This is a genomic window from Janthinobacterium aestuarii (assembly GCF_051380835.1).
GTDB classification, from domain to species: Bacteria; Pseudomonadota; Gammaproteobacteria; order Burkholderiales; family Burkholderiaceae_D; genus Janthinobacterium; species Janthinobacterium aestuarii.
The window spans coordinates 265,305-288,518 of record NZ_JBNYXU010000008.1 but is presented as its reverse complement, the minus strand read 5'-3'; the positions used below and the strand labels follow the sequence as shown (position 1 = coordinate 288,518).

Below are 23,214 nucleotides of genomic sequence, written 5' to 3'. Positions count from 1 at the left end.
GCGTGAAGACGTGCAACGTGGTCAAGTTCTGGCCAAGCCAGGCTCGATCAAGCCGCATGCGCACTTCACCGGCGAGATCTATGTTCTGTCGAAAGACGAAGGCGGCCGTCATACGCCATTCTTCAACAACTATCGTCCACAGTTCTACTTCCGCACGACGGACGTAACCGGTTCGATCGAGTTGCCAGCAGACAAAGAAATGGTCATGCCAGGCGATAACGTGTCGATCACCGTCAAGCTGATCAACCCGATCGCGATGGAAGAAGGTCTGCGCTTCGCTATTCGCGAAGGCGGCCGTACCGTCGGCGCTGGTGTTGTTGCAAAAATCCTGGCTTAATTCTTAAGCCTGCATAAAAGAAGACGCGTCGTCGCCCGGCGCCCTTCTTTTTATTCAACTGCCGGGGTCGGCAAGCATTTTGGTGCTATCATGTCGACCCTGACGGTTGTTGCGTCAGAAATTCCCGTATGACCTCATTGCCGTGCAAACCGCGCGGTTCGTTCTTTTAAGGAAATATCATGTCGGCACCAAACCAAAAAATCCGTATCCGCCTGAAGGCTTTCGATTACAAACTGATCGACCAGTCCGCTCTGGAAATCGTTGAAACCGCGAAGCGCACCGGCGCTGTCGTCAAAGGCCCAGTACCACTGCCTACCCGTATTCAACGTTTCGACGTGCTGCGTTCCCCGCACGTCAACAAAACTTCGCGCGATCAGTTCGAGATCCGTACGCACCAACGCCTGATGGACATCGTTGACCCAACGGACAAAACCGTTGACGCGCTGATGAAGCTGGACCTGCCAGCTGGTGTTGATGTCGAAATCAAACTGCAATAATCGTTTTTAAAAGGCCGGCGGGGTATCCCGCTGCCTGATGATGGGGCCGGGCCTGCTCACGATCGTGAGTGCGCCCGGCCCCATTGCTATTGGTGCCCGCGCACCTCTGCAAAATCGCTTTACAGTGCCGCGGCCGGCCGATAAAGTTGCTGCATGCTTAACGCCCTCGATACCCATCTGTTAAATGCCACTCCCCGTCAGCGCTTGCGCGGCTGGTCGCGCTTCCTGACCGAATTTTTGTATTTCGGTATCAAGGAGGCGAGGTCGTGCCTGTTCGTGGGGCTGTTTTTTGCTGCCGTCTTCCTGGTGCCGCGCGCCGGCCTGTTCGGCCTGCCGCGCTATGACGTGCTGCTGCTGGTAGCGCTGGCGATCCAGGGCGTGATGGTCTGGAGCGGGCTCGAGACGTGGGATGAATTGAAAGCCATCTGCCTGTTTCATGCGGTCGGCTTCGCGCTGGAGGTGTTCAAGGTGTCGGGGACGATCCAGTCGTGGAGCTATCCCGATTTCGCCTACACCAAGGTGTTCGGCGTGCCGCTGTTTTCCGGCTTCATGTATGCGGCTGTCGGCAGCTACATCATTCAGACCTGGCGCCTGCTCGACATGCGGATCCGCCACCATCCACCGTACTGGATGGCGGTGCTGATCGCGCTGCTGATCTACGCCAACTTCTTTACTCACCACTACATCGGCGACTATCGCTGGTATCTGGCCGCCTGTGCGCTGGGCCTGTATGCGCGCACCACCGTGGTCTTCCGCCCGCTCGACCGCGACCGCAGCATGCCCTTGCTGCTCGGTTTCGTACTGGTCGGCTTCTTCATCTGGCTGGCTGAAAACATCAGCACCTTCTGGGGCGTGTGGCGCTATCCGAACCAGCTTGGCGCGTGGTCGGTCGTGCACGTCAGCAAATGGAGCTCATGGTCGCTGCTGGTGGTGATGACGTTCACCATCGTGGCCCACCTCAAGCACATCAAGGCCAGCATCCACGTCGCCCAGCCTTAGGCCGGGCTTCGGGACGGCTTGTTACAAGCTGGCCGCCACCACGTCGAAGCGCGCGCCCAATGCCGCCTGCGGGCCGCCTTGCAGTTGCTTCGCGTATTGGCGCAGCACTTCCGCCGAATACGTGCGCGAGGCGGGCGACAGCTTTGGCAGCAGCGGCAGCACGCGTTCCAGATAGCCCGTGCCTTCCTGCCACTTGCCTTGCGCGGCCAGGGCCGAGGCCAGTTCCACCATGCGGCGGCCGACGCGCGCATCGCTGCGCGGCTGCGCCGCTTCTTCCGTGGCCAGGGCTTGACGGTACAGTTGCTCCGCTTCGGCATTCTTGCCCTGCAAGCGCTTGATGCGGCCCAGGTTGTACTGGCGCTGCGAGAGGATGTCCGCGCCGGCGCCAGCCTGCTCGGCACTGCGCAACGCCTGCACGCACGCCAGTTCCGCTTCGCCAAACTGGCCTTTGAGTTCGGCCGCGTTGCAGGCGTCCTGCTGTTCATTGGAGGTGGTGAGCGTCGCTGGCGCCGCGCAAGCGGCCAGCAGGCTGACGGCGCATAGCAGGCTGATGGTATGGGTCTTCATAGTCTCCTCGGACGGGTGTCAAACACAGTGTATCGGTGGAGTCATGCCGCATTAAATATACTATAAGTTTTTTGGGGTGGGTGGCTTTTCGCCAGCCCGCACAATTGACGCCGCTTGCGTGCTTCAGGGATACTCCGGGCTTGTCCATTAATGCGTGCCGCCGCCATGTCCAAGACTGTCCTGATCGTGGAAGATGAACAGGCGATTGCCGACAGCATCGCTTATGCCTTGCGCACGGACGGCTTTACGCCGCGCCATGTGATGCTGGGCGAGCACGCCCTGGCCGCGCTGCGCCCCATGCCCGGGGAAGCCGCGCAGATGCCCGTGCTCGTGGTGCTCGACGTGGGCTTGCCCGACATGAGCGGCCTGGAGGTGTGCCGCCGCCTGCGCCAGTTTTCCGACGTGCCGGTGATCTTCCTGACGGCCCGCAGCGACGAGATCGACCGCATCGTCGGCCTGGAAATCGGCGCCGACGATTACGTCACCAAACCGTTTTCGCCACGCGAACTGGTGGCGCGCATCCGCGTCATCCTGCGCCGCGCGGGTATCGCTCAGGTGCCGCGCGAGACTGGCATGACGATAGCCGCGCCTGCCGCCGCGGCCGCGCCGGCGCGCTTCGAGTTGCGCGCGCTCGAAGCGCGGGTGCTGTTCCACGGCCAGCCGCTGGACCTGACGCGCTATGAATACCTGCTGCTGAAAACCCTGCTCGAACATCCGGGCCATGTGCTGTCGCGTGCGCAGCTGATGGAGCGTGTGTGGAGCGGGGCGTCCGACACGCTCGAGCGCACCGTCGACGCGCACGTCAAATCGCTGCGCGCCAAGCTGCGTGCCGTCGATGCGCAGGTCGACCCCATCCACACCCACCGTGGCCTCGGCTACAGCCTGGCCGGCGCATGAAGATCGGCCTGCGCATCCTGCTCGGCTACTTCCTGATCGTCGGGCTGGCCGCGTGGTTCCTGCTGAATGTCTTCATGGAGCAGGTCAAGCCCGGCGTGCGCTCGACCCTGGAAGACACCCTGGTCGATACCTCGCAACTGCTGGCCAGTCTGGTGGCGCCCGACGTGAAGGCGGGCACGCTGGCGCAGTCGCCGGTGGCCGGACGCATGCAGGATTACGCGCGCCATGGCGTGGACGTCAATATCAATGGCGTGCGCAAGCGCACGCTCGATTACCGCATCTATATTACGGACCGGCACGGCATCGTGCTGTTCGATTCCAGCGGACGCGACGTGGGGCGCGACTATTCACGCTGGAATGACGTGTACCTGACCTTGCAGGGCAAGTATGGCGCGCGCAGCACGCGCAGCCGGCCTGACGACGAGATGTCGACGGTCATGCACGTGGCCGCGCCGATTCGCGACGGCAATGAGGTGATCGGCGTGCTGACGGTGGCCAAGCCGAACGCCAGCGTGCAAGCGTTTGTCGAGCGCAGCCAGCGCAAGATCTTGCAGCGCGGCGCCGTGCTGTTGTTGCTGTCGCTGCTGATCGGCCTGGCGTTCGCCTGGTGGCTGCACCATGCGCTGGGCAAGCTGATGGACTATATCGGCGACGTGGAAGCGGGACGCAAGGTGGTGCTGCCGGCGCTGGGCACGAACGAGATTGGCACGCTGGGCAGGGCGCTGGAGGCGATGCGCACACGCCTGGAAGGCAAGGAATATGTGGAGCAGCTGATGCACACCCTGGCGCATGAATTGAAAAGCCCGATCGCCGCCATCCAGGCCTCGGCCGAGCTGCTGCAGGAAGACGTGCCGCCGGCCGAGCGCCGCCAGTTCCTCGCCAGCATCCTGGAACAGAATGCGCGCCAGCGGCAGCTGATCGACAAGCTGCTGGCCCTCGTGCGCGTGGAAAAGCAGCAGCGCCTCGATCATCCCGAGCGCATCGCGCTGGGGCCCTTGCTGGCGCAAGTGGCGCAGGACGCTGCCGCCACCCTGGCGGCGCGCGGCGTGCGCGTGCAGCTGCAACACGACGAGGCGAGCGTGGCAGGGGACGCCCTGCTGCTGCGCCAGGCGCTGGGCAACCTGCTCGACAACGCAGCCGGCTTTGCGCCGTCGGGCAGCTGCATCGACCTGACGGCGCAGCGTCACGGCAGCCAGGTGGAACTTGTCGTGCGCGACCGCGGCGAGGGGATTCCCGCGTATGCGCTCGAACGTGTCTTCGAGCGCTTTTATTCGCTGCCGCGCCCGAGCGCCGGCAAGAGCACGGGCCTGGGCCTGCCCTTCGTGCGCGAGGTGGCCTCGCTGCATGGCGGCACGGTCGAAGTGCTCAATCACGCGGAGGGCGGCGCCTGCGCGCGCCTGTGCCTGCCGCTGCTGGCTTAGCGCACTTTATTTGCCCGCTTCACACAGACTGCATCGTCAGCGCATACAGCTTTTTTACACTGGCCACCTTACTTCAAGGATGCGCCATGCAAAAAACTCTGTTAGTCAAAGCGTTGATCGTGTTCGGCCTGATGCTGCTGATCGGCCTGCCTTTGCTGATGATTCAGGAAACGATCAAGGAGCGGATGGAATTCCGCCAGGAAGCCGTCAACAGCATCGCCGCCGATTCGGTGCGCGAACAAACCATCATCGGCCCCATTCTGGTGATTCCCTACACGGAGCAGTACGAAGAGCGCGTGGAAGTGGCCAAGGGCGATGACAAGGAAGCGAAATCGCCGGTGCGCACCGAGTTGCTGCGCCGCCTGGTGCAGCGCCGCCTGATCGTATATCCGAACGATCTGCAGATCAACGGCAACATCGAGACGGACCGCCGTTACCGCGGCATTCACCAGGTGCTGGTGTATAGCGGCCAGCACGCGTTCAAGGGCGACTTCACGGTGCCGGCCGGCAGCCAGCTGCCGCGCAAAACGCCGGACTCGCGCGTGACCCTCGGTGCGCCTTTCGTCGCCCTGTCCATCGAGGACGTGCGCGGCATCCGCAATATTCCGAAAATCGACTGGGGCGGCCAGAAGATCGAGTTCGAACAAGGCACCGACCTGTTTGCCTTCCGCAGCGGCTTGCACGCGCCGCTGGGCGCCATGCCGCTGGCGCAAGCGCAACAGGTGAAATTCAGCTTTGACCTGGGCCTCGATGGCATCGAACGCCAGCATTTCGTGCCGGTGGCGAAAAACAGCCAGATCAGCATCAAGTCGAACTGGCCCCATCCGCAGTTTGGCGGGCGCTTCCTGCCGTCGCCGAAGAATCGCCAGATCGACGCCCAGGGTTTCAATGTGGCGTGGAATATCTCGTCGCTGGCCACCAATGCGCAAACCCAGCTGAGCACCATCGAGGGCGAATTCAAGGTGCCCGACAGTGCGCCGCTGGGCCAGATCGACCGCTTCAGCGTGGGCTTCATCGAGCCGGTGAACGTGTATTCGCAATCGGACCGGGCCACCAAATATGGCTTGCTGTTCGTGGCGCTGACCTTTGCCGCCTTCTTCATCTTTGAAATCCTGAAGAGCCTGCCGATCCATCCGGTCCAGTATCTGCTGGTGGGCCTGTCGCTGGTGATCTTCTTCCTGCTGCTGGTGGGCCTGGCCGAGCACATCGCCTTTCTGTCCGCCTACCTGATCGCCAGCGCCGCCTGTATCGTGCTGACCAGCTTTTACCTGGTGCACGTGCTGCACAACGCCTGGCGCGGCATCGGCTTCGGCGTGGCGCTGACCATGCTGTATGGCGCGCTGTATGGCTTGCTCAGCTCGGAAAACAATGCGCTGGTGATGGGCAGCATCCTGCTGTTCGCCGTGCTGGCAGTCATCATGGTGGCGACGCGCAAGGTGGACTGGTATCAGATTGGCAAAGGAGCGCAGCAGGAATAGGAGTGGCCCGGGCGCCATGCGCCATAACGCTTGCAGCCAGCCCGGACGGTGATCTGTCCGGGCTGGCTTTTTATGTGGCGCGGAAAAGTGCGGCATCAATAATTGGTAGTTGGTTGGTATTGTTTACGGTATTCTATTGGCATTGCTTTTTAAGTAATGGCGGGCGTCGCGGCGTCTGCCCGGGGCGGTGCGAGGATGGCGTGTCGTTCTGGTTGTTCTTCCATCTGATAAACGGAGATGAAATATGATCAAGAAGTCGATGGCTTTCCTGTTTGCGCTGGGCTTGAGCGCCTCGTATGCGTTTGCCGCTGGCGATGTCACGCAGTGCTATAGCGAGTGCGGGCAAAAAGTGGCCAATTGCCGCGCACACCTCGGCAGCAGCCCCATCTGCGAAGATCTGTACCAGCATTGCCTGATCAACTGCCAGCAATAAGCTTTTTCGGGCGTCACGCCCGGGAGGGGTAGGGCAGGGCGCGCAAGCCATTGCGCGCCCTGCGTGTTTTCGCCATTGCCCGCCAGGGCGCATGGCGCCGTGCTTGGCGCCTCTCAAGTTGGCTCGCGGCGGCATTTTTCCGGCGCGCCGACAACTCCCGCAGGGGCGTCGCGCAACACTTTGACATACCTCGTGTTAACTTGTTGCGTCAAGGGTTTTTGTGCTATATACTAGCCGGCTTCGGTATGGATTCGTCTTTTTTGAGTCCTACGTTACTTTGTAGTTAAACAAGCCCCGCCCAATCGCAGGTGGGAATGGAGAAAAAATGAGCCTAGGCCTTCTCGGTCGCAAGGTTGGTATGATGCGCATTTTCACGGATGAAGGGGATTCGATTCCTGTCACCGTGTTGGACGTATCGAACAACCGTGTTGCGCAAATCAAAACCCCTGAAACAGATGGTTACTCCGCTGTTCAGGTCGCATTCGGTCAACGTCGCGCTTCCCGCGTGACCAAAGCTGTTGCTGGTCATCACGCTAAAGCTGGTGTTGAAGCCGGTACTCTGTTGAAAGAGTTCCGTGTCGATGCTGCCAAAGCCGCTGAACTGAAAGCTGGCGATGTTGTCGCTGCTTCCCTGTTCGAAGTCGGTCAAAAGATCGACGTGCAAGGCGTTACCATCGGTAAAGGCTATGCAGGCGTTATCAAACGTTACCACTTCGCTTCCGGCCGTGCAACGCACGGTAACTCGCGTTCGCATAACGTTCCAGGTTCCATCGGTATGGCACAAGATCCAGGTCGCGTTTTCCCTGGTAAGCGCATGACCGGTCATCTGGGTGACGTTAACCGTACGATCCAGAACCTCGTGATCGCCCGTATCGATGCCGACCGTCAGCTGTTGCTGGTCAAAGGCGCGATTCCAGGTGCGAAAAATGGCCAGGTAGTTGTCTCGCCAGCCATCAAAACCAAAGCCAAGAAGGGAGCTTAAACGATGGAACTCAAGCTTCTGAATGCGCAAGGTCAAGCCGCCTCGAACGTTGCTGCAGCCGATACGATTTTCGGCCGTGACTACAATGAAGCGCTGATCCACCAAGTCGTCATCGCTTATCAAGCGAATGCACGTAGTGGTAACCGCAAGCAAAAAGACCGTGAAGAAGTTCACCACACGACGAAAAAGCCATGGCGCCAAAAAGGTACCGGCCGCGCTCGTGCTGGTATGTCGTCGTCGCCACTGTGGCGCGGCGGTGGTCGGATTTTCCCGAACTCGCCTGACGAAAACTTCACCCACAAAGTGAACAAAAAAATGTATCGCGCAGGTATCTGCTCGATCCTGTCGCAGCTGGCTCGCGAAGAGCGCCTGATCGTCATCGACGATCTGACGATCGACGCGCCAAAAACCAAGCTGCTGTCGCAAAAATTGAACGGCCTGGGCTTTGATTCGGTTCTGATCATCACCGACGTTCTGAACGAAAACCTGGAACTGGCATCGCGCAACCTGCCTAACGTACTCGTCGTTGAGCCACGTCACGCAGATCCGATGTCCCTGGTGTTCTACAAGAAGATCCTGGTCACCAAAGCTGCATTGGCCAAGATTGAGGAGATGCTGGCATGAGCGCGATTTTGAAACATAGCGAAGAACGCTTGATGAAGGTGCTGTTGGCGCCCGTGATTTCCGAAAAGGCCACCATGGTCGCGGAAAAGAACGAGCAAATTGTATTCCGCGTACTGCCGGATGCAACCAAGCCTGAAATCAAGGCAGCGGTCGAACTGCTGTTCAAGGTTGAAGTTCTGTCCGTGCAAACTGCAAACCGCGAAGGTAAGCAAAAGCGCACCGGCAAGTTCAACGGTCGTCGTAACCATACCAAGCGTGCTTTCGTGTGCCTGAAGCCTGGCCAGGAAATCAACTTCTCCGAGGAGGCTGCATAATGGCACTCGTTAAGATGAAACCAACCTCGCCAGGCCGTCGCGGCATGGTGAAGGTGGTGAATGCCGACCTGTACAAGGGTCGTCCATTCGCTGCTCTGGTTGAAAAGAAATCCAAGACCGCTGGTCGTAACAACAACGGTCACATCACCACCCGTCATATCGGTGGTGGTCATAAGCAACACTATCGCTTGATCGACTTCAAGCGCACCAAAGATGGTATTCCAGCGAAAGTGGAACGTATCGAATACGATCCAAACCGCACCGCGAATATCGCTCTGCTGTGCTACGCCGACGGCGAACGTCACTACATCATCGCAACCAAAGGCATGGCCGTTGGCGACAGCGTGATGAACGGTTCGGAAGCACCGATCAAATCGGGTAACTGCTTGCCAATCCGTAACATCCCAGTCGGTACCGTGATGCATTGCGTTGAAATGCTGCCAGGTAAAGGTGCCCAAATGGCACGTACCGCCGGCGCTGGCGTTGTGCTGATGGCCCGTGAAGGTACCTACGCTCAAGTGCGTCTGCGCTCGGGTGAAGTACGTCGCGTGCACATCGAGTGCCGTGCAACGGTTGGTGAAGTCGGCAATGCCGAGCACAGCCTGCGTAAAATCGGTAAAGCTGGTGCGATGCGCTGGCGCGGTGTTCGTCCTACCGTTCGCGGTGTGGTCATGAACCCGGTCGATCACCCGCACGGTGGTGGTGAAGGTAAAACAGCAGCTGGTCGTCATCCAGTTTCGCCTTGGGGCCAACAGACTAAGGGTAAGAAGACACGCAGCAACAAGCGTACTACTTCCATGATCGTCTCGCGCCGCGGCAAGAAATAAGGGGTAGCACATGACACGTTCATTGAAAAAAGGGCCGTTCTGTGACGCCCACCTGGTGAAAAAAGTTGAAGCCGCGCAAGCAGCCAAAGACAAAAAGCCAATTAAAACCTGGTCGCGTCGTTCGACAATCATGCCTGACTTCATCGGCCTGACGATCGCGGTTCATAACGGCAAGCTGCACGTGCCGGTTTATGTTTCCGAAAACATGGTTGGTCACAAGCTCGGCGAATTCGCACTGACCCGTACGTTCAAGGGCCATGCAGCTGACAAAAAGGCTAAGAAATAATGGAAACTAAAGCTATCCTCAAAGGTGTGCGCCTGTCGGACCAAAAGGGCCGCCTGGTTGCTGACCTGATCCGTGGCAAGAAAGTTGACGCTGCACTCAACATCTTGCAATTCAGCCCGAAAAAAGGTGCTGCGATCATCAAACGCGTTCTGGAATCGGCAATCGCCAATGCGGAACACAATGATGGCGCGGACATCGACGAATTGTTCGTGAAAACGATCTACGTCGAAAAGGGCCCGGTCCTGAAGCGCTTCACCGCGCGTGCAAAAGGCCGTGGCGACCGTATTTCGAAACAATCCTGTCACGTTTACGTGACTGTCGGTAACTAAGGAGCCACGATGGGTCAGAAAATTCATCCAACCGGTTTCCGTCTGGCGGTCACCCGTAACTGGGCTTCGCGCTGGTATGCAGGCAACGGCAATTTCGCTGCCATGCTGAACGAAGACTTGAAAGCACGTGCTTACCTGAAAAAGAAACTGAAGAACGCATCCGTTGGCCGCATCGTTATCGAGCGCCCAGCCAAGAACGCGCGCTTCACGATCTACAGCTCGCGTCCAGGCGTGGTCATTGGTAAAAAAGGCGAAGACATCGAAGTACTGAAGTCCGCTTTGACCAAGATCATGGGCGTGCCTGTTCACGTGAACATCGAAGAAATTCGCAAGCCGGAAATCGACTCGCAACTGATCGCCGATTCGATCTCGCAGCAGCTGGAAAAACGGATCATGTTCCGCCGCGCCATGAAGCGTGCAATGCAAAATGCAATGCGCCTGGGTGCACTCGGTATCAAGATCATGTCGTCCGGCCGTCTGAACGGTATCGAAATCGCACGTAAAGAATGGTACCGCGAAGGCCGCGTGCCTCTGCATACCCTGCGCGCAGATATCGACTACGGTACCAGCGAAGCGTCGACCACCTACGGCATCATCGGTGTCAAGGTGTGGGTATACAAAGGTGACCGCGCGCCTAACGGCGATGCACCAGTCATCGATACCCCAGCTGACGAGAAGAAAAGCCGCGGCCCACGCCGTGACGATGGCAAGCCAGCTGGCCGTCCACGTCCAGCCGGTGCCGGTGCGAAACCATCCACAGCACCAGGTGCACGTGTGCGTACCGCCGCTAAACCGGCCGCCGCAGCAGCACCAGCTGAGAAAGCAGGAGAATAATCATGCTGCAACCAGCACGCAGAAAGTATCGTAAAGAGCAGAAAGGCCGTAACACCGGTATTTCGCACAGCCGCGGCACCGCCGTGTCGTTTGGCGAATTCGGTCTGAAGGCAGTTGCGCGCGGTCGTATCACTGCGCGTCAAATTGAAGCGGCGCGTCGTGCAATGACGCGTCACATCAAGCGCGGTGGCCGTATCTGGATCCGTATTTTCCCGGACAAACCGATTTCGAACAAACCGGCTGAAGTCCGTATGGGTAACGGTAAAGGTAATCCTGAGTACTACGTCGCTGAAATTCAGCCAGGCAAAGTACTGTACGAAATGGATGGCGTTGATGAGGCGCTGGCACGGGAAGCATTCCGTCTTGCCGCCGCTAAACTGCCACTGGCTACGACGTTTGTCGTGCGCCAAGTCGGCCAATAATTGGAGTTGTATATGAAAGCATCTGAACTCCGCGGCAAGGACCAGCCAGCTCTGCAAAAAGAGCTGAATGACCTGTTGAAGGCACAGTTCGGCCTGCGCATGCAAATCGCTACGCAGCAGCTGAGCAACACTTCGCAGCTCAAGAAGGTACGCCGCGATATCGCGCGTGTGAAGACGGTAATGAATCTGAAGGAAGCCAAATGAACGAACCAGTGAAACAGTCGCTCAAGCGCACGCTGATCGGTAAAGTGGTTTCGGACAAGATGGACAAGACCGTTACCGTTCTGATCGAGCGCCACGTAAAACATCCTTTGTATGGCAAGATCATCATGCGCTCGAACAAGTATCACGCGCATGACGAGACCAACCAAGTCAAGGCCGGTGATACGGTCGAGATCCAGGAAGGTCGCCCGATCTCCAAAACAAAGGCATGGACGGTGACACGTGTGGTTCAAGCCGCACCAACCGTTTAAATAAAAACCACCGTTTCGGCGGTGGGTTTTAATTAGTACTTGCAGGCCCGCAAATTGTATGTAATACTTGCGGGCTTCGTTCATGTAACGCCGCAAAGTGTCTGGCCACAGACAGTAGCATTCGCGGTCAGTTGATGTATGAAGGTCATGCACCCAAACAGTGAAGCCCAGCAGGGCGGCTCTGGCGGGACCAAGACTGACCGTGGGTCTACATTGTGTGGATTCTTCGGCTTAAGTTGGGAAAGAGAATACTATGATTCAAACTGAAAGCCGGCTCGAAGTGGCTGACAATACCGGTGCCAAAGAAGTAATGTGCATCAAGGTATTGGGCGGCTCCAAGCGCCGTTATGCTGGCATTGGCGATGTGATCAAGGTAACCGTTAAGGTTGCTGCGCCACGTGGCCGTGTCAAAAAAGGTGAAATTTATAACGCCGTGGTTGTGCGCACCGCTAAAGGTGTTCGCCGCCAAGACGGTTCCCTGGTGAAGTTCGACGGCAACGCCGCCGTTCTGTTGAACGCCAAGCTGGAACCGATCGGTACCCGTATTTTTGGACCTGTCACACGCGAACTGCGTACTGAGAAGTTCATGAAAATCGTGTCCCTGGCACCGGAAGTCCTGTAAGGAGTCGTAATGGATAAGATTCGTAAAAACGACGAAGTCATCGTTCTGACCGGGAAAGACAAGGGCAAACGTGGTGTGGTACAGCAGCGTATCGATGCTGAACATATCGTGGTTGACGGCATTAACATCGCTAAAAAAGCGACTAAGCCAAACCCGATGACTGGCGTAACTGGTGGTATCGTCGATAAGACCATGCCAATTCACGTGTCCAACGTTGCATTGTTTAATGCAGCGACTGGCAAGGCAGATCGCGTGGGTTTCAAAGAAGTGGACGGCAAGAAAGTTCGCATCTTTAAATCCTCCGGCGAAGTAGTGAAGGCTTAAGAAATCATGGCACGTCTCCAAGAATTCTATAAAGAAAAAGTCGTTGCCGACCTGACCAGCAAGTTTGGTTACAAGTCGGTAATGGAAGTTCCACGCCTGACCAAGATCACCCTGAACATGGGTGTTGGTGAGGCTATCGCGGATAAAAAAGTTCTCGAGCACGCAGTTGCTGACTTGACCAAGATCGCCGGCCAGAAGCCAGTGACCACCAAGTCCCGCAAAGCGATCGCAGGCTTCAAAATCCGTGAAGGTTACCCGATCGGTACGATGGTCACCCTGCGCGGCGCTCGCATGTACGAGTTCCTGGATCGCTTCATTACCGTGGCTCTGCCGCGCGTACGCGATTTCCGTGGTGTGAACGGCCGTGCATTTGATGGTCGTGGCAACTACAACATCGGTGTCAAGGAACAGATCATTTTCCCTGAAATCGAATACGACAAGATTGACGCGTTGCGCGGTATGAATATCAGCATCACGACAACCGCTAAGACCGATGACGAAGCCAAAGCTTTGCTCGCCGCCTTTAAATTCCCTTTCAGGAACTGATCATGGCCAAACTGTCACTGATTAATCGTGAGATCAAGCGTGCTGACCTGGTGGCGAAATTCGCCCCTAAGCGCGAAGCTCTCAAGGCCATCGTCGATGACCAATCGAAATCGGAAGAAGAGCGCTACGAAGCTCGCCTGAAACTGCAGGCGCTGCCACGTAACTCGAACCCGACGCGTCAACGTAACCGTTGCGCCATCACTGGTCGTCCGCGCGGCACATTCCGTAAATTCGGTCTGGGTCGTATCAAGCTCCGTGAATTCGCCATGCGTGGTGAAATTCCGGGTATGACAAAAGCAAGCTGGTAATAGGAGAATATGCAATGAGTATGAGCGATCCTATCGCCGATATGCTGACCCGCATTCGCAATGCACAAGGCGTGCAAAAGACGACCGTGGCCATGCCATCGTCGAAAGTCAAAATTGCGATTGCCAGCGTCCTGAAGGACGAGGGTTACATTGAAGATTTCGCTGTTGCCGAAGCTGGTGGCAAAGCGGAACTGAAAATCGGTTTGAAGTATTATGTTGGCCGTCCCGTTATTGAGCGCTTGGAGCGCGTGTCCCGTCCGGGCCTGCGCGTCTACAAGGGTAAAGACGAGATCCCTGTTGTGATGAATGGCTTGGGTGTGGCGATCGTGTCGACTCCGCAAGGCGTCATGACTGACCGCAAAGCACGCGCTACCGGTGTCGGCGGCGAAGTTATTTGCTACGTGGCTTAAGGAGTTACACATGTCTCGAGTAGCTAAAATGCCTATCGTAGTGCCAGCTGGCGCCGAAGTCGCCATCTCCGCACAAGCGATCACCGTAAAAGGCCCGCTGGGCGTACTTTCCCAAGCCCTCACCGGCCAGGTCAAAGTAGAAAACAATGCAGGAACCCTGAGTTTCGACGTGGCGAACGACAGCCGCGAAGCCAATGCCATGTCCGGCACGCTGCGCGCACTGGTCAACAACATGGTTGTTGGCGTCACCAAGGGTTTCGAGAAAAAGCTGAACCTGGTAGGCGTGGGTTACAAGGCGCAAGCTCAAGGCGACAAGTTGAATCTGTCCCTGGGTTTCTCGCACCCTGTAGTGCATGACATGCCAGCTGGCGTTACCTGCGCAACACCAACCCCGACCGAGATCCTGATTAAAGGTATCGACCGTCAACAGGTTGGCCAGGTAGCCGCTGAAGTTCGTGCTTACCGCGCTCCTGAGCCGTATAAAGGCAAGGGCGTTCGCTATGCGGACGAAGTGGTTAAGCTTAAAGAAACCAAGAAGAAGTAATTAGGGGCTGACGATGGATAAGAAAGAATCACGGCTTCGCCGCGGACGCCAAACCCGCATCAAGATTGCGGAATTGAAAGTAAATCGCTTGTCGGTGCATCGCACCAACCTGCACATTTACGCTAACCTGATCAGCCCGGACGCTAAAGTCCTGGTTTCGGCCTCGACGGCTGAAGCGGAAGTTCGCGCTGAACTGGCAGGCCAATCCGGCAAAGGCGGCAATGCCGCTGCTGCAGCCTTGATCGGCAAGCGCGTCGCTGAAAAAGCGTTGAAAGCAGGGATTACCGAAGTTGCGTTTGACCGCTCCGGTTTCCGTTACCACGGCCGTGTGAAAGCGTTGGCAGAAGCCGCACGCGAAGCCGGTCTGAAGTTCTAAGGATCAATCATGGCAAAAATGCAAGCAAAAATGCAAAGCGACAAGCCGGATGATGGCATGCGCGAAAAAATGATCGCGATCAACCGCGTGACCAAAGTGGTCAAGGGTGGTCGTATCATGGGTTTCGCCGCGCTGACCGTAGTTGGTGATGGCGATGGCCGCGTCGGCATGGGCAAGGGCAAATCGAAAGAAGTGCCAGTTGGCGTGCAGAAGGCAATGGAAGAAGCCCGTCGCAACCTGATCAAAGTACCGCTCAAAAACGGTACCTTGCATCACACGGTTGTTGGTCGTCACGGCGCCTCCAAGGTCCTGATGAACCCAGCTAAGCCTGGTACTGGCGTTATCGCTGGTGGCGCAATGCGCGCTATCTTCGAAGTGATGGGCGTGACGGACGTGGTGGCGAAATCCACCGGTTCGAACAACCCATACAACCTGGTACGCGCTACGCTGGACGGCCTGTCGAAAATGAGCACTGCTTCCGATATCGCTGCCAAACGCGGCAAGTCGGTCGAAGACATTCTGGCTTAAGGTGGACAAAATGACAAACACAGTCAAAGTGCAATTGGTCAAGGGCTTGATCGGTACGCGCGAATCGCATCGCGCTACCGTGCGCGGTCTGGGTCTGCGTCGTGTAAATTCGGTTTCCGAATTGCAAGACACCCCATCCGTACGCGGCATGATCAATAAAGTATCGTATCTCGTTAAAGTTGTCGGGTAAGCCTTCGGGCTTACACGAACGGAGCAAATCATGGAATTGAATACTATTGCACCAGCCGAAGGCGCTAAGCACTACAAGCGTCGCGTCGGTCGCGGTATCGGCTCCGGCCTGGGTAAAACCTCGGGTCGTGGTCACAAAGGTCAGAAATCGCGTTCGGGCGGCTTTCATAAAGTCGGTTTCGAAGGCGGTCAGATGCCTCTGCAACGCCGTCTGCCTAAGCGCGGTTTCAAATCGATGCACGCAACCTTCAAAGCTGAAGTGCGCCTGTCCGATCTGAACAACCTGGCTGTTGGCGATGTCGACATTCTGGTCTTGAAGCAAGCTGGCGTTCTGGGCGTGTTGGCCCGTGACGTGCGCGTGATCTTGTCCGGCGAAATCACCAAAGCGGTGAATTTGAAGGGCTTGAAAGTGTCCGCTGGCGCGAAAGCAGCCATCGAAGCAGCCGGCGGCTCGGTAGCCTGAGTTGACCGCTAACAGCTTGATCGGAGCGAAAATTGGCGACTAATCCACAACTTGCTAAAAGTGCAGCGGCCGGTTTCCCTTGGGGACGGCTCTGGTTTTTGCTTGGCGCATTGGTGGTTTATCGTATCGGTGCTCACGTCCCGGTTCCCGGGATTGACCCGACACAATTAGCCTCGCTGTTCAAGGAGCACGAAGGCGGCGTCCTGGGCATGTTCAACATGTTCTCGGGCGGTGCCTTGTCTCGTTTTACAGTGTTTGCGCTGGGTATCATGCCTTATATCTCGGCCTCGATCATCATGCAATTGCTGTCGATCGTGTCACCGCAGATGGAAGCGTTGAAAAAAGAAGGCGAAGCAGGTCGTCGCAAGATCACCCAGTACACCCGGTATTTCACGGTTGCCCTGGCACTGTTCCAAGCGTTAGGCATTGCAGTCGCACTGGAGTCGCAAGCTGGTCTGGTGTTGGAACCTGGTCTTGCATTCCGCTTCGTGACGGTCGTCACTTTGTTGACCGGAACAATGTTTTTGATGTGGTTGGGTGAGCAAATTACCGAGCGTGGCTTGGGGAATGGCATCTCGATCATCATTTTTGCCGGGATTGCAGCAGGTCTGCCGTCGGCGTTGGGTGGCTTGTTCACTCAGGTGTCGAATGGTTCGATCGGCAGCTTCAGCGCGATTTTCATCGTGATCCTGGTAGCACTGGTAACGTACTTCGTTGTATTCGTCGAACGTGGTCAGCGCAAAATATTGGTCAATTACGCGAAGCGCCAGGTAGGCAACAAGATTTATGGCGGTCAAACCAGCCATTTGCCGTTGAAGCTGAACATGGCCGGCGTGATCCCGCCGATCTTTGCTTCTTCGATCATCTTGTTCCCGGCCACTATCGTGGACTGGTTTTCAAAGGGCGCCGACAACGCTAACCCTGCGGTGCGGTTCTTGAAAGATTTGGCAGCATCGATGGGGCCTGGTGAGCCTATCCATGCGCTGTTGTACGCAGTGGCGATCGTGTTTTTCTGTTTCTTCTATACAGCGCTGGTCTTTAACAGCAAGGAAACAGCGGATAACTTGAAGAAAAGCGGTGCGTTCATTCCCGGGATTCGTCCAGGCGAGCAGACAGCCCGTTACATCGACAAGATCCTGACACGCTTGACACTTGCCGGCGCAGTCTACATCACCCTGGTGTGTTTATTGCCGGAATTTATGCAAGCCCAGTGGAAAGTACCATTCTATTTCGGCGGTACTTCTTTATTGATTATTGTAGTTGTCACCATGGATTTCATGGCGCAAGTACAGAACTACGTGATGTCGCAGCAATATGATTCACTGCTGCGCAAAGCAAATTTCAAGGGCGGAATTCCGACGCGTTAAGCGCGGTAAACATACCGAATGGCAAAAGACGACGTCATACAGATGCAGGGCGAGATTCTTGAGAATCTCCCAAATGCAACATTTCGAGTGAAGCTGGAGAACGGACACGTGGTGCTCGGGCATATTTCAGGTAAAATGCGGATGAACTATATTCGCATTCTCCCTGGAGACAAGGTGACGGTGGAGTTAACGCCGTACGACCTGAGCCGAGCCCGCATTGTGTTCCGTACCAAGTAACACACTGAATCAAACCAAAGAAGCGAAAGAAAGAGCCCAAAAATGAAAGTTCTCGCATCAGTCAAGCGGATCTGCCGCAACTGCAAGATCATCAAGCGCAAAGGCGTAGTCCGCGTTATCTGCGTGGAACCACGTCACAAGCAGCGTCAAGGTTAATCGAGGAATAACAAATGGCACGTATTGCAGGGGTTAATATCCCAAATCATCAGCATACCGTTATCGGCCTGACGGCCATCTACGGTGTGGGCCGTCCACGCGCAGAGAAAATCTGTGCATCGACCGGTGTAGCAACCAACAAAAAGATCAAAGATCTGGATGACAGCGAACTGGAAAAGCTGCGCGATGAAGTAGGTAAATTCATCGTCGAAGGCGATCTGCGTCGTGAACTGTCCATGAACATCAAGCGTTTGATGGATCTGGGTTGCTACCGCGGCATGCGTCATCGTAAGGGTCTGCCTTGCCGTGGCCAGCGTACGCGTACGAACGCACGTACCCGCAAGGGACCGCGTAAAGCCGCTCAATCGCTGAAAAAATAATCCGCTAGGGAATAATTATGGCTAAGTCGCAAAATAACGCCGCATCAGCACGCGTGCGTAAAAAAGTTAAAAAGAACGTCGCTGAAGGCATCGCACATGTCCACGCATCGTTCAATAACACCATCATTACCATCACCGATCGTCAAGGCAATGCCTTGTCGTGGGCTACCTCCGGCGGTGCAGGCTTCAAGGGTTCGCGTAAATCGACTCCATTCGCAGCGCAGGTCGCCGCGGAAGCCGCTGGTAAAGTGGCTGTTGAGTGTGGCGTGAAGAACCTGGAGGTACGTATCAAGGGCCCAGGTCCTGGTCGTGAATCCGCCGTTCGCGCGCTGAACAACCTGGGCATCAAGATCACCGAGATCCAGGACGTGACGCCGGTACCGCACAACGGTTGCCGTCCACCGAAACGTCGTCGTATCTAAGATAGTGTTGCAGAGGGCGCTTCGGCGCCAGCTGCTTTGCTGTCTGTTGTAACTCAGTACAGTTGTGTGAAAACGCTGGAGCAGGGAGCCGGAAACGGTTATACTGCCCGGCTGTTCTTGCCTGTCAAATTCTGTTTGGCGGGTTTTTCGTTTTCAGCCACCGTCTGATTGAAACCAAATCAGACTAGCGCCTAACCGCATCAGTGTGTTTGATCATGCATGTGGCTGGGGCGTTATCATTTAAAAAAAGGAAGTATCGTGGCACGTTATATCGGACCTAAAGCAAAACTTTCCCGCCGTGAAGGTACAGACCTGTTCCTGAAGAGCGCACGCCGCTCGCTGGACAGCAAGTGCAAACTGGACGTCAAGCCAGGCCAGCACGGTGTCAAATCCGGCGCCCGCACCTCGGACTACGGTAACCAACTGCGCGAAAAGCAAAAAGTCAAGCGCATGTACGGCGTGCTGGAACGTCAATTCCGCCGCTACTTCGCTGAAGCAGACCGTCGTAAAGGCAACACCGGCGAAACGCTGTTGAAGTTGCTGGAAACGCGTCTGGACAACGTTTGCTACCGCATGGGCTTTGGCTCGACCCGCGCTGAAGCGCGTCAATTGGTCAGCCACAAAGCGTTCACCGTGAACGGTATCGTTGTGAACATCGCTTCGTACGCAGTCAAAGTTGGCGACATCGTTGCTGTTCGTGAAAAATCGAAAAAGCAAGTGCGTATCGTTGAAGCACTGTCGCTGGCTGAACAAGTTGGTATGCCTAGCTGGGTTTCGGTTGATGCCAAGAAAATGGAAGGTACCTTCAAGTCCCTGCCAGAGCGTAACGAAATCGCTAACGACGTCAACGAATCGCTGATCGTCGAGCTGTACTCGCGTTAATAGTAGTCAGTAGCAAGATCTCCGCCCACTTTGCTTTTGTAAAGTGGGCGTTTCACTAATGCCATCAGCCTTATCGGTGTAATGAGCCGAGGGTATTGAAAAGGACATTTCATGCAAAACAGTTTGTTGAAGCCACGTATTATCGATGTTGAAGCTCTCGGTGCAGGTCACGCCAAGGTCGTGATGGAACCGTTCGAGCGCGGCTATGGCCACACATTGGGTAACGCGTTGCGCCGCGTTCTGCTGTCGTCGATGGTAGGCTACGCGCCGACCGAAGTGACGATCGCCGGCGTCGTCCACGAATATTCCTCCCTCGATGGCGTGCAAGAAGACGTCGTCGATCTGCTGCTGAACTTGAAGGGTGTGGTTTTCAAAGTCCACAACCGCGATTCGGTAACCCTGACCCTGAAAAAAGAAGGCGAAGGCGCGATCCTGGCCTCCGACATCGACCTGCCGCATGACGTCGAACTGATCAACCCTGACCACGTGATCGCCCACCTGACCGCTGGTGGCAAGCTGGACATGCAGATCAAGGTTGAAAAAGGCCGCGGCTACGTTCCTGGTAACGTGCGTCGCCTGTCGGAAGACACGAACAAGACCATCGGCCGCATCATTCTGGATGCGTCGTTCTCGCCAGTGCGCCGTGTATCGTACTTCGTTGAATCGGCCCGCGTTGAACAGCGTACCGACCTGGACAAGCTGATCATCAACATCGAAACCAACGGCGTGATCTCGCCGGAAGAAGCGATCCGCCAGTCGGCCCGCGTTCTGGTGGACCAGTTGAATGTCTTCGCTGCCCTGGAAGGCACGGAAGCCGCCGCCGAAGCGCCATCGCGCGCTCCGCTGGTCGATCCTATCCTGTTGCGTCCGGTCGACGACCTGGAGTTGACCGTGCGTTCGGCGAACTGCCTGAAAGCGGAAAACATCTACTACATCGGCGACCTGATCCAACGTTCGGAAAACGAACTGCTGAAAACGCCAAATCTGGGCCGCAAGTCCCTGAACGAAATCAAGGAAGTGCTGGCATCGCGCGGCTTGACCTTGGGCATGAAGCTGGAAAACTGGCCGCCTGCCGGCCTGGAAAAGTAATTCGAAGTTTGTAGCAAACTGCCTGGGACAGGTGTCCCAGGCTTTTATTTTTGAAGTACCAAACCGGTCCGCGATGAAACCCTGGTTTCATTGATCGAAGAACTGGATTTAAACTCACTACCGAAAGGATTTACCATGCGTCACGGTCACGGCCTCCGTAAACTGAATCGTACCTCGTCCCACCGTCTGGCAATGCTGCGCAACATGACAGTATCGCTGCTGCGTCACGAAGCGATCAAAACCACCCTGCCAAAAGCAAAAGAACTGCGCCGCGTTGTCGAGCCAATTCTGACGCTGGGCAAAACCGACTCCCTGGCAAACAAGCGTCTGGCCTTCAACCGCCTGCGCGACCGTGAAATGGTCGTCAAACTGTTCGCTGAACTGGGCCCACGTTTCGCCAACCGTAACGGTGGTTATGTGCGTATCCTGAAAATGGGTTTCCGCGTCGGCGATAACGCTCCTATGGCGTTCGTTGAACTGATGGATCGCCCAGATACGACCGAAGCAGTTGAAGTTGCTGGCGAGTAATCCCAGTAGCCGCTTCAAGAAAAGCCAGGCCTAGCCTGGCTTTTTTGTTTTCTGCTGCAGCTATCCTTGCTGCGGTGTACTATTCTTCTTTCGCGCCGGCCCTGCAGCCACTGCACGCTCCGCGCGTCTCTTGTTGAATGGCACAGCTGATGCCGCAGAAAAAGGTCGTTCATGTCCCGTTTCCCCTCCAGCGCCACCGCGCGCGCCGCCCCCTTACGTCAACTGTTGCTGTGGTTTGCCACCTGCCTGCTGCTGGCGATGGCCGTCTTTGGCGCCAACCATGCCCGTGCCGACGATGAATTCCTCGATCCGGAGCTGGCCTTCAAGTTTTCCGCCCGCATGCAGGATCCGTCCACCATCGCCGTCACCTATGTGATCGCCGATGGCTACTATATGTACCACGAGCGCTTCAAGTTCGAGGCCGTGGGTGCCAAGCTGGGCATTCCGGTGTATCCGGCCGGCAAGGTCAAGTTTGACGATACTTTCCAGAAGAACGTGGAAACGTTCCGCAAGACGCTGACCATCACGATTCCCGTGGAAGCGGCCGGCGCGTTCACCCTGAAGGCGACGGGCCAGGGCTGCTCCGACAAGGGCCTGTGCTATGCGCCGCAGGATGCAACGGCCCAGCTGGTGGGCGGCGGCGGCGGCCAGAGCAAGGCGCCCGGCGCCGGCCTGCCGTCGAAATTCGCCTTGCCGGCAGCTCCCGCCGTCGACACGGCGGCCGTCAACGGTCCGCAGGCGCAAGCGTCGCCTGGCGTGTCCGTCATGAGCATTCCCCAGGCGGACATTACCAGCACGCCCGAGCCGGTCGCGGCGGCTCCCGTGGCGGCAAGCGCCGCGCCCGCGCAAAGCGAAATGGGCAAGATCGAAGCGGCACTGAAGGGCGGCAAGCTGCTCGTCATCGTGCCCCTGTTCATGCTGCTGGGCCTGGGCCTGGCCTTTACGCCGTGCGTGCTGCCGATGGTGCCGATTCTGTCGTCGATCATCATCGGCGATGGTGCCAAGGTCAGCCGCTCGCGCGGCTTGCTGCTGTCGCTGACGTACGCGCTGGGCATGGCCATCGTCTACACGGCGCTGGGCGTGGCGGCCGGCCTGGCGGGCGAAGGCCTGGCGGCGCAACTGCAAAACCCGTGGGTGCTCGGTTTCTTTGCCTTGCTGATGGCGGGCCTGGCCCTGTCGATGTTCGGTTTTTATGAGCTGCAAGTGCCGGCTTTCCTGCAAGGCAAGCTGACGTCCGTGTCGAACCAGCAATCGTCGGGTCGCTTGGCGGGCGTGTTCGTCATGGGGGCCATTTCCGCCCTGATCGTGGGACCATGCGTGGCCGCGCCGCTGGCCGGCGCCTTGCTGTACATCAGCCAGACGCGCGACGTCGTCATCGGCGGCAGCGCCCTGTTCGCCATGGCCGTGGGCATGAGCGTGCCGCTGCTGCTGGTGGGCGTGTCGGCCGGCACCTTGTTGCCGCGCGCCGGCGCGTGGATGGATGCCGTCAAGCGCTTCTTTGGCGTGCTGCAACTGGGCGTGGCCTGGTGGCTGGTCTCGCCCGTGTTGCCGGGCGCCGTGCAGATGCTGGGCTGGACGGTGCTGTTCGTCGGCTACGGCATGTATCTGCTGGTGGGCAAGAGCGGCGCGAAAAACGCCTGGGTCGCCAAGGCCTTCGGCCTCGTGTTCGCCGTGCTGGGCGCGATGCAACTGGTTGGCGTGGCCAGCGGTGGCCGCGATCCGCTGGCGCCGCTGGCGCACCTCGGTGGTGGCCAGGTGCACGCACAACCATTTACGCGTGTAAAGACCGTGGCGCAGCTCGATGCGGCGCTGGCCCAGCTGAATGGCAAGCCGGCCTTGCTGGACTTTTATGCGGACTGGTGCGTGTCGTGCATCGAGATGGAAAAACTGACCTTCGTCGACCCCGCCGTGCGCGAGAAGATGGGCCAAGCCGTGCTGCTGCAAGTGGACGTGACGGCCAATGATGCGGACGACAAGGCCATGCTGAAACGTTTCCAGCTGTTCGGCCCGCCGGGCATCATCATGTTCAATCCGCAGGGACAGGAAATCGCCCAGTCGCGCGTGATCGGCTTCCAGAATGCGGCCACTTTCCTGACCTCGTTGCGCAAGCTCGACGAGTAGGA

Annotated in this window: 37 protein-coding genes; 36 read left to right on the top strand and 1 reads right to left on the bottom strand. The window is 57.3% G+C overall.

What is annotated here, in order from left to right; all coding sequences use genetic code 11:
- The 3 genes from ACQ4WO_RS21525 to ACQ4WO_RS21515 form a co-directional block, all read left to right on the top strand.
- The coding region (locus ACQ4WO_RS21525) for an EF-Tu C-terminal domain-related protein (RefSeq protein ID WP_436483180.1) at positions 1-337 on the top strand (337 nt) is incomplete at its 5' end.
- Positions 338-516: 179 nt separating this feature from the next.
- Positions 517-834: a 30S ribosomal protein S10 gene (rpsJ, locus tag ACQ4WO_RS21520; protein WP_010394389.1), complete on the top strand. Its 318-nt coding sequence runs from the start codon at positions 517-519 to the stop codon at positions 832-834.
- Between the two features lie 153 nt (positions 835-987).
- Positions 988-1,833 (top strand): DUF817 domain-containing protein, encoded by an 846-nt coding sequence (locus ACQ4WO_RS21515; protein ID WP_436483179.1) that lies wholly within the window; start codon positions 988-990, stop codon positions 1,831-1,833.
- Between the two features lie 21 nt (positions 1,834-1,854).
- On the opposite strand, the gene ACQ4WO_RS21510 is transcribed toward ACQ4WO_RS21515, so the two are convergent.
- Positions 1,855-2,400 carry a tetratricopeptide repeat protein gene (locus ACQ4WO_RS21510; protein ID WP_436483178.1) on the bottom strand — a complete coding sequence of 182 codons (546 nt, stop codon included), beginning with the start codon at positions 2,398-2,400 and terminating at the stop codon, positions 1,855-1,857.
- Positions 2,401-2,565: 165 nt separating this feature from the next.
- Between ACQ4WO_RS21510 and creB the strand changes: the two genes are divergently transcribed.
- From creB to dsbD, 33 genes are all read left to right on the top strand, one after another.
- Positions 2,566-3,297: a two-component system response regulator CreB gene (gene creB / locus ACQ4WO_RS21505; protein WP_436483177.1), complete on the top strand. Its 732-nt coding sequence runs from the start codon at positions 2,566-2,568 to the stop codon at positions 3,295-3,297.
- A complete protein-coding gene (gene creC / locus ACQ4WO_RS21500; protein ID WP_436483176.1) occupies positions 3,294-4,718 on the top strand; it encodes a two-component system sensor histidine kinase CreC in 1,425 nt (474 codons plus the stop codon). The genes creB and creC overlap by 4 nt, the downstream gene beginning before the upstream one ends.
- A gap of 86 nt (positions 4,719-4,804) precedes the next feature.
- Complete coding sequence (gene creD / locus ACQ4WO_RS21495) at positions 4,805-6,196, top strand: cell envelope integrity protein CreD (RefSeq protein WP_436483175.1); 1,392 nt, start codon at positions 4,805-4,807, stop codon at positions 6,194-6,196.
- Positions 6,197-6,440: 244 nt separating this feature from the next.
- Entirely contained in the window at positions 6,441-6,629 is a 189-nt protein-coding gene (locus ACQ4WO_RS21490; protein WP_436483174.1) for a hypothetical protein, read from the top strand.
- Between the two features lie 325 nt (positions 6,630-6,954).
- Entirely contained in the window at positions 6,955-7,611 is a 657-nt protein-coding gene (gene rplC / locus ACQ4WO_RS21485) for a 50S ribosomal protein L3 (protein WP_010394393.1), read from the top strand.
- Positions 7,612-7,614: 3 nt separating this feature from the next.
- Positions 7,615-8,235, top strand: a complete 621-nt coding sequence (gene rplD / locus ACQ4WO_RS21480) for a 50S ribosomal protein L4 (RefSeq protein WP_034753197.1) — start codon at positions 7,615-7,617, stop codon at positions 8,233-8,235.
- Positions 8,232-8,549, top strand: coding sequence for a 50S ribosomal protein L23 (gene rplW, locus ACQ4WO_RS21475; RefSeq protein WP_010394398.1), 318 nt, complete (start codon positions 8,232-8,234; stop codon positions 8,547-8,549). The genes rplD and rplW overlap by 4 nt, the downstream gene beginning before the upstream one ends.
- Positions 8,549-9,376 (top strand): 50S ribosomal protein L2, encoded by an 828-nt coding sequence (rplB, locus tag ACQ4WO_RS21470; RefSeq protein ID WP_034753198.1) that lies wholly within the window; start codon positions 8,549-8,551, stop codon positions 9,374-9,376. Before rplW ends, rplB begins: the two co-directional genes overlap by 1 nt.
- 10 nt (positions 9,377-9,386) lie before the next feature.
- Positions 9,387-9,662, top strand: coding sequence for a 30S ribosomal protein S19 (rpsS, locus tag ACQ4WO_RS21465; protein WP_008444295.1), 276 nt, complete (start codon positions 9,387-9,389; stop codon positions 9,660-9,662).
- Entirely contained in the window at positions 9,659-9,991 is a 333-nt protein-coding gene (gene rplV / locus ACQ4WO_RS21460) for a 50S ribosomal protein L22 (protein ID WP_170840583.1), read from the top strand. The genes rpsS and rplV overlap by 4 nt, the downstream gene beginning before the upstream one ends.
- A gap of 9 nt (positions 9,992-10,000) precedes the next feature.
- A complete protein-coding gene (gene rpsC / locus ACQ4WO_RS21455; protein WP_092718261.1) occupies positions 10,001-10,825 on the top strand; it encodes a 30S ribosomal protein S3 in 825 nt (274 codons plus the stop codon).
- A 2-nt stretch (positions 10,826-10,827) separates the two neighbouring features.
- Complete coding sequence (rplP, locus tag ACQ4WO_RS21450) at positions 10,828-11,247, top strand: 50S ribosomal protein L16 (RefSeq protein ID WP_038497037.1); 420 nt, start codon at positions 10,828-10,830, stop codon at positions 11,245-11,247.
- A 12-nt stretch (positions 11,248-11,259) separates the two neighbouring features.
- Entirely contained in the window at positions 11,260-11,451 is a 192-nt protein-coding gene (gene rpmC, locus ACQ4WO_RS21445; protein ID WP_010394412.1) for a 50S ribosomal protein L29, read from the top strand.
- Positions 11,448-11,720, top strand: coding sequence for a 30S ribosomal protein S17 (gene rpsQ, locus ACQ4WO_RS21440; RefSeq protein ID WP_010394415.1), 273 nt, complete (start codon positions 11,448-11,450; stop codon positions 11,718-11,720). The genes rpmC and rpsQ overlap by 4 nt, the downstream gene beginning before the upstream one ends.
- Before the next feature lie 253 nt (positions 11,721-11,973).
- Positions 11,974-12,342 (top strand): 50S ribosomal protein L14, encoded by a 369-nt coding sequence (gene rplN, locus ACQ4WO_RS21435; protein WP_008444317.1) that lies wholly within the window; start codon positions 11,974-11,976, stop codon positions 12,340-12,342.
- Positions 12,343-12,351: 9 nt separating this feature from the next.
- A complete protein-coding gene (gene rplX, locus ACQ4WO_RS21430; RefSeq protein WP_034753204.1) occupies positions 12,352-12,666 on the top strand; it encodes a 50S ribosomal protein L24 in 315 nt (104 codons plus the stop codon).
- A 6-nt stretch (positions 12,667-12,672) separates the two neighbouring features.
- On the top strand, positions 12,673-13,212 hold the full coding sequence (gene rplE, locus ACQ4WO_RS21425; protein ID WP_010394421.1) for a 50S ribosomal protein L5: 540 nt from the start codon (positions 12,673-12,675) through the stop codon (positions 13,210-13,212).
- A 2-nt stretch (positions 13,213-13,214) separates the two neighbouring features.
- Entirely contained in the window at positions 13,215-13,520 is a 306-nt protein-coding gene (rpsN, locus tag ACQ4WO_RS21420; RefSeq protein ID WP_010394423.1) for a 30S ribosomal protein S14, read from the top strand.
- A 14-nt stretch (positions 13,521-13,534) separates the two neighbouring features.
- On the top strand, positions 13,535-13,930 hold the full coding sequence (rpsH, locus tag ACQ4WO_RS21415; RefSeq protein WP_034753208.1) for a 30S ribosomal protein S8: 396 nt from the start codon (positions 13,535-13,537) through the stop codon (positions 13,928-13,930).
- Positions 13,931-13,940: 10 nt separating this feature from the next.
- Positions 13,941-14,474, top strand: coding sequence for a 50S ribosomal protein L6 (gene rplF / locus ACQ4WO_RS21410; protein ID WP_034778281.1), 534 nt, complete (start codon positions 13,941-13,943; stop codon positions 14,472-14,474).
- Between the two features lie 13 nt (positions 14,475-14,487).
- Positions 14,488-14,850, top strand: coding sequence for a 50S ribosomal protein L18 (gene rplR, locus ACQ4WO_RS21405; RefSeq protein WP_010394431.1), 363 nt, complete (start codon positions 14,488-14,490; stop codon positions 14,848-14,850).
- Positions 14,851-14,859: 9 nt separating this feature from the next.
- Positions 14,860-15,378, top strand: coding sequence for a 30S ribosomal protein S5 (rpsE, locus tag ACQ4WO_RS21400; RefSeq protein WP_010394433.1), 519 nt, complete (start codon positions 14,860-14,862; stop codon positions 15,376-15,378).
- 10 nt (positions 15,379-15,388) lie between these two features.
- Positions 15,389-15,568, top strand: a complete 180-nt coding sequence (rpmD, locus tag ACQ4WO_RS21395; protein WP_010394435.1) for a 50S ribosomal protein L30 — start codon at positions 15,389-15,391, stop codon at positions 15,566-15,568.
- Between the two features lie 30 nt (positions 15,569-15,598).
- The gene (rplO, locus tag ACQ4WO_RS21390) at positions 15,599-16,030 is read left to right on the top strand and encodes a 50S ribosomal protein L15 (RefSeq protein ID WP_034753211.1); all 432 of its coding nucleotides are present in this window, start codon (positions 15,599-15,601) and stop codon (positions 16,028-16,030) included.
- Between the two features lie 32 nt (positions 16,031-16,062).
- Positions 16,063-17,397 (top strand): preprotein translocase subunit SecY, encoded by a 1,335-nt coding sequence (secY, locus tag ACQ4WO_RS21385; RefSeq protein WP_010394438.1) that lies wholly within the window; start codon positions 16,063-16,065, stop codon positions 17,395-17,397.
- Positions 17,398-17,415: 18 nt separating this feature from the next.
- Entirely contained in the window at positions 17,416-17,634 is a 219-nt protein-coding gene (gene infA, locus ACQ4WO_RS21380; protein WP_005663428.1) for a translation initiation factor IF-1, read from the top strand.
- 42 nt (positions 17,635-17,676) lie between these two features.
- Positions 17,677-17,790 (top strand): 50S ribosomal protein L36, encoded by a 114-nt coding sequence (gene rpmJ / locus ACQ4WO_RS21375; RefSeq protein ID WP_010394471.1) that lies wholly within the window; start codon positions 17,677-17,679, stop codon positions 17,788-17,790.
- Between the two features lie 14 nt (positions 17,791-17,804).
- Complete coding sequence (gene rpsM / locus ACQ4WO_RS21370) at positions 17,805-18,170, top strand: 30S ribosomal protein S13 (RefSeq protein WP_046681666.1); 366 nt, start codon at positions 17,805-17,807, stop codon at positions 18,168-18,170.
- Positions 18,171-18,187: 17 nt separating this feature from the next.
- The gene (gene rpsK, locus ACQ4WO_RS21365) at positions 18,188-18,592 is read left to right on the top strand and encodes a 30S ribosomal protein S11 (protein ID WP_010394475.1); all 405 of its coding nucleotides are present in this window, start codon (positions 18,188-18,190) and stop codon (positions 18,590-18,592) included.
- A 258-nt stretch (positions 18,593-18,850) separates the two neighbouring features.
- The gene (rpsD, locus tag ACQ4WO_RS21360; protein WP_010394478.1) at positions 18,851-19,474 is read left to right on the top strand and encodes a 30S ribosomal protein S4; all 624 of its coding nucleotides are present in this window, start codon (positions 18,851-18,853) and stop codon (positions 19,472-19,474) included.
- A 111-nt stretch (positions 19,475-19,585) separates the two neighbouring features.
- Positions 19,586-20,563 (top strand): DNA-directed RNA polymerase subunit alpha, encoded by a 978-nt coding sequence (locus ACQ4WO_RS21355; RefSeq protein ID WP_008444343.1) that lies wholly within the window; start codon positions 19,586-19,588, stop codon positions 20,561-20,563.
- Between the two features lie 135 nt (positions 20,564-20,698).
- Complete coding sequence (gene rplQ, locus ACQ4WO_RS21350; protein ID WP_034753219.1) at positions 20,699-21,091, top strand: 50S ribosomal protein L17; 393 nt, start codon at positions 20,699-20,701, stop codon at positions 21,089-21,091.
- Between the two features lie 171 nt (positions 21,092-21,262).
- Entirely contained in the window at positions 21,263-23,212 is a 1,950-nt protein-coding gene (dsbD, locus tag ACQ4WO_RS21345) for a protein-disulfide reductase DsbD (RefSeq protein ID WP_436483173.1), read from the top strand.
- Positions 23,213-23,214: the final 2 nt, after the last annotated feature.